Source organism: Flavobacterium sp. CHNK8 (genome assembly GCF_019774515.1).
Lineage (GTDB): Bacteria > Bacteroidota > Bacteroidia > Flavobacteriales > Flavobacteriaceae > Flavobacterium > Flavobacterium tiangeerense.
This window is the reverse complement of the sequence record NZ_CP081492.1, coordinates 1,010,081-1,023,530: the sequence shown is the minus strand read 5'-3', so window position 1 is coordinate 1,023,530 and position 13,450 is coordinate 1,010,081. Positions and strand designations below refer to the sequence as shown.

Here is a 13,450-nt window from a genome sequence, read left to right as displayed (position 1 = left end):
AGTACAAGAACGCAATAAGTAATTATTAATTATTCATTCACATTTTTAGCCCATACATAAAAGGTGGGATTAAATGAGAAAAACAATAAGTCGAAATGCCATTATACAGCAACCAAAAACTCAGAATTTACAATTCATTATCTGGAGAAAAAGAACTTTTTGAACCTATAATTGAGGGAAATGTAGGCATGTACGTGTGTGGTCCAACGGTATATAGCAATGTCCATTTAGGAAACGTACGAACATTCATGTCTTTTGATATGATTTTTAGATACTTCTTGCATTTAGATTATAAAGTTCGCTACGTGCGTAACATTACGGATGTTGGTCATATTGTAGATGATGTAGATGAAGGTGAAGATAAAATTGCAAAAAAAGCGCGTCTAGAACAACTAGAACCTATGGAAGTAGTTCAACGCTACACCGTAGATTTTCATGATATTTTGAGTGACTTTAATTTTTTACCTCCAAGTATCGAACCTACTGCCACAGGACACATCATTGAACAAATTGAAATTGTAAAAAAAATAATTGCTTCAGGAATAGGTTATGAAGCGAATGGTTCTGTATATTTTGATGTAGTTAAATTTAACGAAACAAACAATTACGGAAAATTAAGTGGTCGTAACATTGAAGATATGCTTGCTAATACACGTGATCTTGATGGGCAAAGTGATAAAAGAAATCCTCAAGATTTTGCGCTTTGGAAAAAAGCAGAAACACAACATATCATGCGCTGGCCTTCACCATGGAGTGATGGTTTCCCAGGATGGCATTTAGAATGTACCGCAATGAGTACTAAATATTTAGGAAATCATTTTGACATTCACGGTGGAGGGATGGATTTAAAGTTTCCACATCACGAATGTGAAATTGCACAAAATGAGGCTTGCACAGGACAAACTCCTGTGAACTATTGGTTGCATGCAAATATGCTAACACTAAATGGTAAAAAAATGGCAAAATCTACCGGTAATAATATTTTACCCCGAGAGATTTTGACCGGTGAAAACACGATCTTAAGTAAGGCCTTCTCAGCATCTGTGGCACGTTTTTTTATGCTACAAGCACATTACAGAAGTATTCTTGATTTCTCTGATGATGCAATTGTAGCAGCCGAAAAAGGATTTAAAAGACTTATGGAAGCTATGAATTCAATTTCAGAAATTACTGTTTCAAATGCAAGTACGCTAGACATTCCTGCCTGGATACAATCATGTTACGATGCTATGAACGATGATTTTAATACCCCTATCTTAATTGCACAATTATTTGAAGGAGTTCGATTCGTAAATCTTTTAAAAGACAATAAAGAAACGCTACATCAAGAGGATTTAGAGCTTTTTACAACAACAATGCAAGGTTTTGTATTTGATGTTTTAGGATTAGAAGATGAAAAAATATCAGATACTACAAATAATAAATTAGAAGGCACCGTAAACATGCTTATCGAAATGAGAAAACAAGCAAGAGAAAATAAAAACTTTGCTTTGTCTGATCAAATTCGAGATCAATTAATTGCACTTGGAATTCAATTAAAAGACGGTAAAGAGGGAACTACGTTTAGCATTAACTAGTTTACAAAAGACAAGCAAAAAACATGATCAAAAAAGTTTTAATTTTTCCGCTTGTCTTTTTAGTACGGTTTTATCAAGTCGCAATTTCTCCATTTACACCAGCAGCGTGCCGTTTTGAACCTACGTGTTCACACTATATGATTGAATCTTTGCAAGTACATGGTTTATTCTACGGAACTTTTCTTGGTGTAAAACGTATTTTGAGCTGTCATCCTTGGGGAAAAACGGGTTATGATCCAGTACCCAAAAAAACAACAAAGAGTTAATATCTTCTCTTATAATAATCACTATTTTTACGATACAAAATTAAAAAAAACACATGACACACGCATTAAACTTAGTTTGGAACCCATCAGAAGGAATTGATTTAGGTTTTTTCATGATTAGATTTTACAGTTTAATGTTTGTTGTAGCCTTTGGTTTAGGCTGGTATATCATGAAACACATATTTGAAAGAGAAGGAGAATCTATTGAAAAACTAGATTCTTTGTTCATTTGGACTGTCCTTGCCACATTAGCAGGAGCTCGTTTGGGCCATGTCTTTTTTTACGATTGGGAATATTATCGCAACCATTTAGCAGAAATTTTATTACCAGTAAAAGAAAACCCAAACGAATCACTATTTAATATTATTCAAGGATGGGAATTTACAGGATTTCAAGGATTGGCTAGTCATGGTGCTGCTATTTCTATCATCATTGCCATGTATTTTTACAGCAAAAATATTTTAAAAAGGCCTCAATTATGGATTTTAGATCGTGTTGTTATTCCGGTTGCTAGTGGCGCTATTTTTGTACGTTTAGGAAACTTCTTTAACTCCGAAATTATAGGAAACGTTACTAATTCACCTTTTGGAATCAAGTTTTTAAGAGATCATTTTAGCCCGCAAGATGCTGTTAGTAGCACGCAAATAGCCAATCCTAACGATGCGTATAATGCTATTGCTAATGACCCAAAGTTTGCAACACTACTGGAACAAGTACCGGTTAAACACCCAACTCAGTTGTACGAAGCTTTTGCTTATATTTTTGTATTTGCTGCATTATTTTTCTTGTATTGGAAAACTGAAAAAAGAAATTATAGTGGTTATATATTCGGGATGTTCTTAGTCCTTTTATTTACAGTTCGATTCATCGTTGAATCTGTTAAGGAAAGCCAAGGAGGATTTGAAAATGCACTCGGATTATTTTCAACAGGACAATGGCTTAGTATACCCTTTGTAATAATTGGATTGTATTTTGTTATCAGAGCCAAAAAAAATTAGACAAACATATTTCTTATACAAAAAGCGTTAATTCAATAGAGATTTAACGCTTTTTTTTGGCATAAAAAGAATGCCAAACTCCAAATTTCTAGTATTAAAACCAGAATTATTACTTTGAAGCCCTGCATTAGAAGTATGCCTTAAATTAGGTCTTACATCCAGTATAAACTGGCCCACTTTATAATTAAAACCTAAAGCTAAAACATCTGCAAAAGCAAAACCTTTTGATAATCGCTCAGTCGCCGTATCAATATACATTGGACCTACACTTCCCAGCATATACAAATTAGATCTCTTTGAAAAAGAAAAACGCAACAACAATCCTACATTCAGAACATATTCATTACAAGTCTTTAATTTCGTATACTTTTCTCTTTTTTCAATATAATTTTCCTCTTCAGGTTTAACAAAGTAGAGATTTAAAAGTTGATGTGTACCTCTATTATACTCAGGTTGCAGAACCAAATCATAGCTAAATTTTTTAGTCTTTTTAAAAGTGGTCAAAAATTGTAACTTTAAATATTGATTTGAATAGGTATAATTTCTATTTTTAAACTCACTACCATATCCTATGGAAAAACCAATTTTTGTATCATCCTGAATCTCCTGAGCATAACTCACAAAGGAAAAAGCAATCATCCAATAGGTTGAAATAAAAAACAAATACGATTTCATGCAAAGAGATTAAATATTAAGGTACAATAATAATAAAAAAAGGTTCAACTTACGTTGAACCTTTTTTTTTAATAGCAATACTACTATAAATTATTCTGCAGCATGTTCTTTTTCAATTGTGCTTTTATCCTCTTTAGTAAAAGTATCTACTACAACTGGGGTAGCAATAAATAAAGATGAATATGTACCCACAATAATACCTACTAACATTGCAAAAATAAATCCTCTGATTGACTCACCTCCAAAAAGGAACATAGTCAATAGTACTAAAATCATTGTCAATGAAGTATTTAAAGTTCTTGATAAAGTAGTGTTAATCGATGCATTTACAATACTCTCAAAACTTCCTTTTCTTTTTCCTAAAATAAACTCTCTAATTCTGTCAAATACAATTACGGTATCATTCATTGAATACCCAATTACAGTAAGAATAGCAGCAATAAAGTGTTGGTCCATTTCCATGTGGAAAGGCATGAATTTATAACATAAAGAGTAAATTCCTAATACAAAAATAACGTCATGCGCTACGGCTGCAATCGCACCTAATGAATACTGCCACTTACGGAAAGAGATCATAAGGTATAAAAAGATAACTGCAAGAGCACCTAAAACAGCCCAGTAAGAATTTGTTTTGATGTCCTCAGAGATAGAAGCACCAACTTTAGAAGCTTGTAACACTCCAACTTTCTTACCGTCAAAAGTATTGGTAAATTTATCATAAGATGTGTTTGGAAAATACTTAGCTAGTGCATTGTATAATTTTTCATTCACCTCTTTATCTACTGCAATACCATCTTCTTTAATTTTATACTTAGTAGTGATTTTCAATTGATCATCATCACCTAGAACTTTAGCTTCTACTGGAGTACCAAATGCCGTTGATAATTCTTCTGAAACTACAGAAGCATCTATTGATTTTTCAAATTTAACTTGAAAAGTTCTACCTCCCACAAAATCAACTCCTTGATCTAAACCATTAACAAAGAAAATAGAAATCAAACTTACAACTACAACAACTGAAGAGAAGATGTAAGTAAATTTTTTGATTTTGATAAAGTCATAGTTAAAGTTTGTAAACCAATTTTTAGTCATATTGGTACAGAACGTTAAATCAGCTTTTCCAGCTATATTTTTATCAATAAAAATTCTTGCTATAAAAATTGATGTAAATAATGATGTTGCTATACCTATAAGTAATGTTAGTGCAAAACCTTTAATTGGACCTGTTCCAAAAATAAACAAGATTGCACCAGTTAATACGTGTGTAACGTTTGCATCAATGATAGAACGCATTGCACCATGCCATCCGTAGGCCGAAGATACAGCCTCTGATAAAGATTTACCATCACGTAATTCCTCTTTAGCCCTTTCGTATATAATGATGTTCGCATCTACCGCTGTTCCTAAAGTCAATACAATACCTGCAATACCTGGCAATGTCAATACAAAACCAAAACTTGCCATAATACCGAATAAAAACAATAAGTTTAATAATAAGGCTAAGTTAGCATACCAACCTGCTTTTCCGTAATAAAAAACCATCCAGAAACAAACTAGTAAAAAACCAATGATTGATGATGTCAATCCAGCGTCAATAGAAGCCTGACCTAATGAAGGACCTACTACAGTTGACTGAATAATATCAGCCGAAGCTGGTAATTTACCCGCATTAAGTACGTTAGCTAAATCCTTAGTTTCTGTTACGTCAAATGCACCAGAAATTTCAGATCTTCCACCTGAAATAGGTCCACTAGTTACTCCTGGAGCAGAATACACTACATTATCTAAAACAATGGCTATATTACTTTTTTGAGTAAATGCTCTACCTGTTAATTCTTCCCAACCTTTAGCACCTTGAGAATTCATTTGCATTGAAACAGCAGGTTTTCCTAACTGATCAAAAGTATCTTTTGCATCCGTTACAACAGCGCCAACCATTGCTGGGTTGTTATCTCTGTTACCGCGTAAAGCGTATAATTCTACTACTTCAATTTGCTTTTGCTTATCATCAGTAATATTAAGAGGTTTACCCCAAACAAATTTAGCGTAAGTCAATGTTGCAGGTAATAAAATTTTTATATCCTGTCTTTTAAAATACGTATTAATAGTAGCAGTATCTTTAGGAGAAAACAAACCTAAAACCGGCCCGCCTCCTTGACTTACTATTTTATCAAACAAAGGATTTTGTCCTTTTTTTGCAGCTGTTGAATCTTTTGTATCAGTTAATAACGCGCTCAATGAATCTTTTACAACTGGCTTTACAACATTTGTTTTGATTTCAGTTTTTTTCAATGCTTCATTAGCAGCCATTAAGAAATTACCAACTTCTTCAATTTTGTACGTTTCCCAAAATTCAAGTTGTGCTTTACCTCCTAATAATTTTTTAATTCTATCAACATCCTTAGCACCAGGAAGTTCCACAAGAATTCTTCCTGTTTCTCCTAATTTTTGAATGTTAGGTTGCGTTACTCCAAATTTGTCAATACGCTCTCTTAGTACTTTAAAAGCACTTTCAATAGATTCGTCTACTTTTCTCTTGATAACTTTTTGAACCTCAGCATCAGTCATTTGAAAACTCACACCACCTTCACCTTGCAAAGATCTGTTTGCAAAAATATCTGGAGAAGCTAATTTTACAGTTCCTTTTGAATTGGCATCAAAAGCCTCGTAAAATTTATCTAAATATGTTTTGTTTCCTTCAAAATTAGCCGAAGCATCAGCTAGCGACTTATTAAAGACTGGGTTTTTAGAGTTGTTTGATAAACCTCTCAAAACATCTTTGATAGAAATTTGAAGAATTACGTTAATTCCTCCTTCTAAGTCAAGACCTTTGTTGATTTGTTTGTTTTTTACTTCATCATAAGTAAAATCAGTAAATCCAAGGTTTAATATTTTTTCTTTACCAATAGAATCTAAATACTTTAACTCTTTATCAGGATTATCTCCTGCAAAAACTTTAGCATCACTTTTGATGTTATTGGCCAAAAAAGTGAAAGAAAGTTGGTAAATACTTACCAATGCAAATAGAATTGCGAAAAATTTAATAAGTCCTTTATTCTGCATTATTACTAAAAATTAATTATTTTATATTATAATTTCAACTTAAGTATTGAAAATCAGTTTTTTAATCATCATAAACAAGAAAAAAATCGATTTTGTACTGTAGTATTTTTTCTAAACCGAGCAAATATATAATTAAGGTTATGATTAACCAATTTATTTATTGATTAATATCAAGAAAAAGACTGCTATGCAACTAGCAGTCTTTGATTTCTTATATATTTGATATTTCTATAAAATGTCCTTTAAGGCATCGTTCATTTGTCGCACAGCATCAGCGCTTTTTGCAAACAAAGCCTTTTCAGAATCATTCAATTCAATATTTAGTATTTCTTCTACACCATTTTTACCAATGATACATGGCACTCCAATACAAATATCTTCTTGCCCATACTCACCTTCAACAAAAACAGAACACGCAATCATTTTCTTTTGATCGTTCAAAATACTATCTACTAAAAAAGCAACAGAAGCACCTGGAGCGTACCAAGCAGATGTACCTAGTAAACCCGTCAGTGTAGCACCACCCACCATTGTATCGGCAGCCACTTTTTGCAACTCTTCTTCTGATAAAAATTGAGATACGGGTATCCCATTATAAGAAGCCAATCGTGTTAATGGAATCATGGTTGTATCTCCATGCCCACCAATAACCATTGCTGAAATATCGTTAGCTGGCTTATCTAAAGCCAAAGACAAATACGTTCTAAAGCGAGAACTATCTAAAGCCCCACCCATTCCTATAATTCTATTTTTTGGCAATCCTGTAGATTTCAATGCTAAATAAGTCATTGTATCCATAGGATTTGAAACTACAACTATTATGGTATCCGGAGAATGTTTCAACACATTTTCAGCAACCGTTTTCACAATTCCTGCATTTATACCTATTAACTCCTCGCGTGTCATACCTGGTTTTCTTGGTATTCCAGATGTAATTACCACTACATCACTGCCAGCAGTTTTTGCATAATCATTTGTAACACCAGACACTTTGGTATTAAAACCTGTATTTGTTGCACATTGCATAATATCAAGGGCTTTACCTTCGGCAAAACCTTCTTTTATGTCCAGCAAAACTACTTCGCTAGCAATTCCTCTATAAGAAATCACATCAGCACATGTCGCACCTACATTTCCTGCACCTACAATGGTAACTTTCATATTATTAAGTTTATTCGGTTAATTGTTATTTTGGTTATTTGATATTAATTAGTTCATATTCAATTTTAAAATTAGGCATCAATATTAGCATACACTGCATTTTTCTCTATAAATTCTCTTCTTGGCGGCACCTCATCACCCATTAACATAGAAAAAACTCTATCAGCCTCAGCTAAACTGTCAATAGTTACCTGACGTAATGTTCTAAAGTTTGGATCCATTGTAGTTTCCCACAACTGCTCTGCATTCATCTCTCCAAGACCTTTATAACGTTGAATTCCTGCGCTTCCGCCCATTCTTTCATTCGCCTGATCGCGTTGTACATCGTTCCAAGCATATTCCTTTTTATTTCCTTTTTTAACTAAATATAAAGGTGGCGCTGCAATGTATACGTGACCTTCCTCTATTAACTCTTTCATAAAACGGAAGAAAAACGTTAAGATTAGCGTAGAAATGTGACTACCATCGACATCGGCATCACACATAATAATTACTTTATGGTAACGTAACTTTGATATATTTAATGCTTTACTGTCTTCTTCGGTTCCAATTGTAACACCAAGTGCTGTAAAGATATTTCGGATCTCTTCGTTTTCAAAAACTTTGTGGTGCATGGCTTTTTCAACGTTCAAAATTTTCCCTCGTAAAGGCAAAATTGCTTGAAATGCACGATCACGTCCTTGTTTAGCGGTTCCTCCTGCCGAATCTCCCTCGACAAGATATACTTCGCATTTTGCAGGATCTTGCTCAGAACAGTCTGAAAGTTTACCTGGCAATCCGCCTCCACCCATTACAGTTTTACGCTGTACCATTTCACGTGCTTTTTTAGCTGCGTGACGGGCTTGAGCTGCAAGTATTACTTTTTGAACTATAATTCGAGCATCATTTGGATTTTCTTCCAAATAATTTTCAATCATTTCACTCACCGCTTGACTTACTGGAGAAACAACTTCTCTGTTTCCAAGTTTCGTTTTAGTCTGACCCTCAAACTGTGGTTCAGCAACCTTAACAGAAATAATTGCCGTAAGACCTTCACGGAAATCATCACCAGAAATATCAAACTTTAATTTATCTAACATTCCAGATGCATCAGCATATTTTTTCAAAGATCGTGTTAGACCCGTTCTAAAACCTTGCAAGTGCGTTCCACCTTCATGCGTATTGATATTATTTACGTATGAAAAAATATTTTCGGTATAACTGGTGTTATAAATCAAAGCCACCTCAACTGGAATTTCTCCCTTTTCGTGGTCCATTGATATTACATGCGCAATAATAGGTTCTCTATTACCATCTAAATAACGGATATATTCTTTTAATCCTTCATCTGAATGAAAAACTTCAGAAACAAAATTCCCATCTTTATCTAATTCTCTTTTATCAGTAAAAGTGATTGTAATTCCTTTATTCAAGAAAGACAATTCACGCATACGTGCCGAAAGTGTATCATAAGAATACTCAATAGTTTGAGTAAAAATAGTTGGATCTGGGTAAAAAGTTACAATCGTACCTCTCTTTGTCGTTTCTCCAATTTGTTTTACTGGATATAACGCTTTCCCTTTTTCGTATTCTTGCTCGTATATTTTACCGTCACTGCTATGAACAGTTGCTCTTAAATGGTTTGATAATGCATTTACTACAGATACACCCACACCGTGTAAACCTCCAGATACTTTATAAGAATCTTTATCGAATTTTCCTCCTGCACCAATTTTTGTCATTACAACTTCAAGCGCAGATACACCTTCTTTTTTGTGAATACCAACAGGAATTCCACGACCATTATCTTCAACAGAAATCGAACCATCTTCGTTGATATCTACCCTAATGGTATCGCAATGGCCACCCATAGCCTCATCAATAGAGTTATCTACTACTTCATATACCAAGTGGTGCAAACCTCTTACACCTACATCACCTATATACATTGATGGACGCATCCTTACGTGCTCCATTCCCTCTAATGCTTGAATACTATCCGCTGAATAATTGTCCTTCTTGATTTCTTCGCTCATATCTTTATTCTAAAAATGTAATTTTTGTATAACACGCAAATATATAAAAACGCAAATTATATTACCGTTAAAATCAGTTTTAAAGGCTTTAAGTTATTAACATTTGTTTATAAAAATAGATTGAAAAATGGGTCGTCTCACTCATTCCGTATGAATCACAAAATAAAAAATTAGGAAGCACAAAAAAAGACTTTCAAAATCCACTGTTTATAGGTGGTTTTGAAAATCTTTCAAGATAAAATAATGAATATCGTATTTAAAATTTACGCTTTTCCAGCGTATGCTGATTCTTCGTGAGCAGCATTAGCCCTTCCACTAGGATCTAAATTTTCTTGCCACTTTGGAATCCACTTTCTTACTGTTTGGGCAGCGCTCAATTGCGGGAAATGCTTTTGAAAAATAGAACGATAAAGATAGGCTTCTTTTGTTGTAGGCGAATTATATGGAAAAGTTGTAGACGCTGTAGCCAATTGTTCATCAGTAACTTGAGTCGCACAATAAGCAATTAATTGATCCACCCAACTGTAACCTACTCCATCTGAAAATTGTTCTTTTTGCCTCCACAAAATATCATCCGGTAAATAGGGATCGTCAGGAGTGTCAAATGCTTTTCGTAAAATATATTTTTCTTTACCCCCAAATGTTTTAGGTAGTTTTTGCTCTGGATTAACCCGAATAGCAAGATCCAAAAAAGCTTGATCTAAAAAAGGTAATCTAACTTCAAGACCGTGAGCCATTGTTGCTTTATCAGCTCTCAACAAATCGGCAGTAAATATTTTTTGTACTCTCTCTATTGTTTCGCGTTGAAAATCAGCTACTGAAGGAGCATTTGCAAAATACAAATATCCTCCAAAAATTTCATCAGCACCTTCGCCAGATAAAACTACTTTAATCCCTTTTCCAACAATAACTTTAGACAAAAAATACATTGGAACACTTGCTCTCACTGAGATTACATCATATGTTTCTATTTGGTAAATTATTTTTTCAAGCACTTCAATACCTTGCTGTACAGTAAAAAAAACTTCATGATGTTGTGTTCCTAAAAAATTAGCCACTTTTCTGGCTGCAACAATATCTGGAGCATTTTCATCTATTCCTATTGCAAAAGAGTGCAAGGGTTCTGATTGATTTTTAAGTAAACGGGAAGCTATTGCTGTTGTTAATGACGAATCTAAACCACCTGATAACAAAACCCCTAATGGAACATCTGCCATTAACCTTTTTTGAGTAGCAGTAGTCAAATATTCACGGAGTAATTGATAATCTACATCTTGGTATTCATTTACAAAAGACTCATATTCTGGCTTGTAATATTTTACAAAACCTGTTTTTGCTGTATAATAATGTCCTGGCGGAAAAGTTGAAAAAGTTTTACATTGATCTGCAATAGCTTTCATTTCTGAAGCAAAGTACATCCTACCTCTTTCATCTAAACCGTAATACAAGGGTTTTACTCCCAACGGATCTCTAGCGGCTATATAATCATCCCCATCAATGATTACAAAAGCAAAATCTCCGTCTAATTTATCACAAAAATTATATCCAAACTCTTCATACAAATGGACAATTACTTCCGAATCTGATTGGGTACGAAATACATGGTTACTCAAATATTCTTGCTTTAATTCCAAGTAATTATATATTTCACCATTATGAACCATGTAAGCAGTAACTGTCCCTTGAATAGGTTGTTTTCCTGAATACAAGTCAATTATAGAAAGTCGCTCATGGCTTAAATAATGACCATTAGGCATGGCATACAAATCCCGTTCATCAGGTCCACGATGTGACATTCGACTAGAGAGATCTCTAACCAATTGCTCTTCTTTTCCTTTACCAATGATAGCCAATATTCCACACATACTTATTCTATTTAATTGTTAAACAAACGGGAACTGCAAATATGCATTGCCGACTACATATTTAAAACACAAACAACATTTTTAATTTCTATTCGAAAGTAAAAATTCATTATTAAATTAAAAATGAAACTTAAATTATTAAAATCGTAGTTTTCTAAATAAAACCTCGTACAAGCACCGTTTACTTATTACTTTACTTTTTGTCCTTTAATAAAAGTACCACTAGGTTTCATTTTGACCATCATGTTTTCTTTCACTTTCATTAAATCTTCGTCATAAATAACAAAATCAGCCCATTTGCCTACTTCTAAACTTCCTTTTTCTTTTTCTTCAAAATTAGAATAAGCGGCCCAGAGCGTCATTCCTCTCAATGTTTCGGCACGAGTAAGTGCATTTTCCATTTGAAAACCACCTTTTGGAAAATCCTTAACATCCTTACGAGTTACGGCAGCATGAAAAGTAAGCATTGGGTTCACTTCCTCCACAGGAAAATCTGTTCCTAAAGCAACCGTCCCAGCTTTTTGAAGGAGTTTTTTAAAAGCATAAGCGTTTTTTAATCTTTGTTTTCCAAGGCGTTCTTCGGCCCAATACATATCTGATGTAGCGTGCGTGGGTTGAACAGATGGAATAATGCCAAATTTGAAATAATCAAAATCGGCTTCACGCAACACTTGAGCATGTTCTATTTTCCATCGTCTGTCTTTGGTTCCAGCCAAAACCTCTTTGTAAATTTTTAAAATTACTGTATTTGCAGAATCGCCAATAGCATGTGTATTCAATTGAAAATTTGAATTCGCAATTTGTTTCGCAACCGATTTAAGCCCTACAACAGGCGCTAGTAGGGCTCCATATTGACCCGGCTTATCCGAATACGGTTTGTGCATACACGCGCCGCGCGAACCTAAAGCTCCGTCACCATACATTTTAAAAGATCTTACATTAAGTTGATCTGTTTTGTAAATTCCTTTTTTAAGGTAAATATCAATGTTTTTTTGATTGGCTGTAACCATAGCATACACATTAAGCTTCATCAGTTTTGCTTTTTGTAAACTATCCATCAAGTGAATAATATCTGGATCAAGTCCAGCATCATTTACGGTTGTTAAACCATAATCAAACATTACTTTTTCAGCATCTAATAAAGCTGCTATTTGAATTTTACGAGTTGGTTTAGGTATAATTTTAAAAATCAATTCCATCGGATTGTCTACTAAAATTCCTGTAGGCTCACCGTTTACAATTTCTATTTGACCACCTTCGGCATTCGTATCTTTTGTAATTCCTGCAAGTGATAAAGCTTTACTATTTACAATAATGGCGTGACTGTCTACTCGGTTTAAAACTACTGGGATATCAGGAAATGCAACATCAAGATCAGCCTTTGTCGGATATTTTTTTACTTCCCAATCGTTTTGATCCCAACCATTACCAACAATAAACGCAGGATTTTTTTCTTTTTGAAAAACTTTTAAACGACTTATGATGTCAGCCATACTGGTTGTTCCACGCAAATCGACCTCTTGCAAACTCAAACCGTACGTGTAAAAATGACAGTGTGCATCTATTAATCCTGGATAAATGAATTTACCATCAGCCTTTGTAGTGTTATTAGAATGGTATTTTTTTTCAATATCAGTATCTGACCCAATTGCAACAATTTTACCTTTATCAATTGCCATAGCTGTAGCTTTCTCAAAAGTATTGTTTACGGTGTAAATGGTAGCATCTGTAATAATGGCATCCACCATAATTTTTTCGTTTTGGTTGCATGAAAATAAAAATAGTGTAGAAAGAAGTAAAGCGAAAGCTCTCATAAGTTATAATTTAGTC

Annotated in this window: 9 protein-coding genes; 3 read left to right on the top strand and 6 right to left on the bottom strand. The window is 33.8% G+C overall.

Annotated features, from left to right (window positions below; all coding sequences use genetic code 11):
• The first annotated feature begins 95 nt into the window (after positions 1–95).
• Genes cysS through lgt form a run of 3 tightly spaced genes read left to right on the top strand, consistent with a single transcriptional unit; the run spans position 96 to position 2,841 of the window.
• Positions 96–1,577 (top strand): cysteine--tRNA ligase, encoded by a 1,482-nt coding sequence (gene cysS / locus K5V07_RS04440; protein WP_221916549.1) that lies wholly within the window; start codon positions 96–98, stop codon positions 1,575–1,577.
• A gap of 23 nt (positions 1,578–1,600) precedes the next feature.
• Positions 1,601–1,843 carry a membrane protein insertion efficiency factor YidD gene (gene yidD, locus K5V07_RS04435; RefSeq protein WP_221916548.1) on the top strand — a complete coding sequence of 81 codons (243 nt, stop codon included), beginning with the start codon at positions 1,601–1,603 and terminating at the stop codon, positions 1,841–1,843.
• A 53-nt stretch (positions 1,844–1,896) separates the two neighbouring features.
• Positions 1,897–2,841, top strand: coding sequence for a prolipoprotein diacylglyceryl transferase (gene lgt / locus K5V07_RS04430; RefSeq protein ID WP_221916547.1), 945 nt, complete (start codon positions 1,897–1,899; stop codon positions 2,839–2,841).
• A gap of 27 nt (positions 2,842–2,868) precedes the next feature.
• Here lgt and K5V07_RS04425 read toward each other — a convergent pair whose 3' ends face one another.
• The 6 genes from K5V07_RS04425 to K5V07_RS04400 all read right to left on the bottom strand — a co-directional run bounded on the left by K5V07_RS04425 (position 2,869) and on the right by K5V07_RS04400 (position 13,434).
• Positions 2,869–3,516, bottom strand: coding sequence for an acyloxyacyl hydrolase (locus K5V07_RS04425; protein WP_221916546.1), 648 nt, complete (start codon positions 3,514–3,516; stop codon positions 2,869–2,871).
• Between the two features lie 90 nt (positions 3,517–3,606).
• Positions 3,607–6,579, bottom strand: a complete 2,973-nt coding sequence (gene secDF, locus K5V07_RS04420) for a protein translocase subunit SecDF (protein ID WP_144893302.1) — start codon at positions 6,577–6,579, stop codon at positions 3,607–3,609.
• A gap of 228 nt (positions 6,580–6,807) precedes the next feature.
• Positions 6,808–7,740: a malate dehydrogenase gene (gene mdh / locus K5V07_RS04415; RefSeq protein WP_144893300.1), complete on the bottom strand. Its 933-nt coding sequence runs from the start codon at positions 7,738–7,740 to the stop codon at positions 6,808–6,810.
• A 71-nt stretch (positions 7,741–7,811) separates the two neighbouring features.
• A complete protein-coding gene (gyrB, locus tag K5V07_RS04410; RefSeq protein WP_158727714.1) occupies positions 7,812–9,755 on the bottom strand; it encodes a DNA topoisomerase (ATP-hydrolyzing) subunit B in 1,944 nt (647 codons plus the stop codon).
• Positions 9,756–10,018: 263 nt separating this feature from the next.
• Positions 10,019–11,620, bottom strand: coding sequence for an asparagine synthase B (asnB, locus tag K5V07_RS04405; protein WP_221916545.1), 1,602 nt, complete (start codon positions 11,618–11,620; stop codon positions 10,019–10,021).
• 188 nt (positions 11,621–11,808) lie between these two features.
• A complete protein-coding gene (locus tag K5V07_RS04400) occupies positions 11,809–13,434 on the bottom strand; it encodes an amidohydrolase (protein ID WP_221916544.1) in 1,626 nt (541 codons plus the stop codon).
• Positions 13,435–13,450: the final 16 nt, after the last annotated feature.

Bases quoted from the DNA above. Each gene is read 5' to 3' on its own strand.
- cysS (WP_221916549.1), top strand. From the start codon at position 96: ATGCCATTATACAGCAACCAAAAACTCAGAATTTACAATTCATTATCT.
- yidD (WP_221916548.1), top strand. From the start codon at position 1,601: ATGATCAAAAAAGTTTTAATTTTTCCGCTTGTCTTTTTAGTACGGTTT.
- lgt (WP_221916547.1), top strand. From the start codon at position 1,897: ATGACACACGCATTAAACTTAGTTTGGAACCCATCAGAAGGAATTGAT.
- K5V07_RS04425 (WP_221916546.1), bottom strand. From the start codon at position 3,516: ATGAAATCGTATTTGTTTTTTATTTCAACCTATTGGATGATTGCTTTT.
- secDF (WP_144893302.1), bottom strand. From the start codon at position 6,579: ATGCAGAATAAAGGACTTATTAAATTTTTCGCAATTCTATTTGCATTG.
- mdh (WP_144893300.1), bottom strand. From the start codon at position 7,740: ATGAAAGTTACCATTGTAGGTGCAGGAAATGTAGGTGCGACATGTGCT.
- gyrB (WP_158727714.1), bottom strand. From the start codon at position 9,755: ATGAGCGAAGAAATCAAGAAGGACAATTATTCAGCGGATAGTATTCAA.
- asnB (WP_221916545.1), bottom strand. From the start codon at position 11,620: ATGTGTGGAATATTGGCTATCATTGGTAAAGGAAAAGAAGAGCAATTG.
- K5V07_RS04400 (WP_221916544.1), bottom strand. From the start codon at position 13,434: ATGAGAGCTTTCGCTTTACTTCTTTCTACACTATTTTTATTTTCATGC.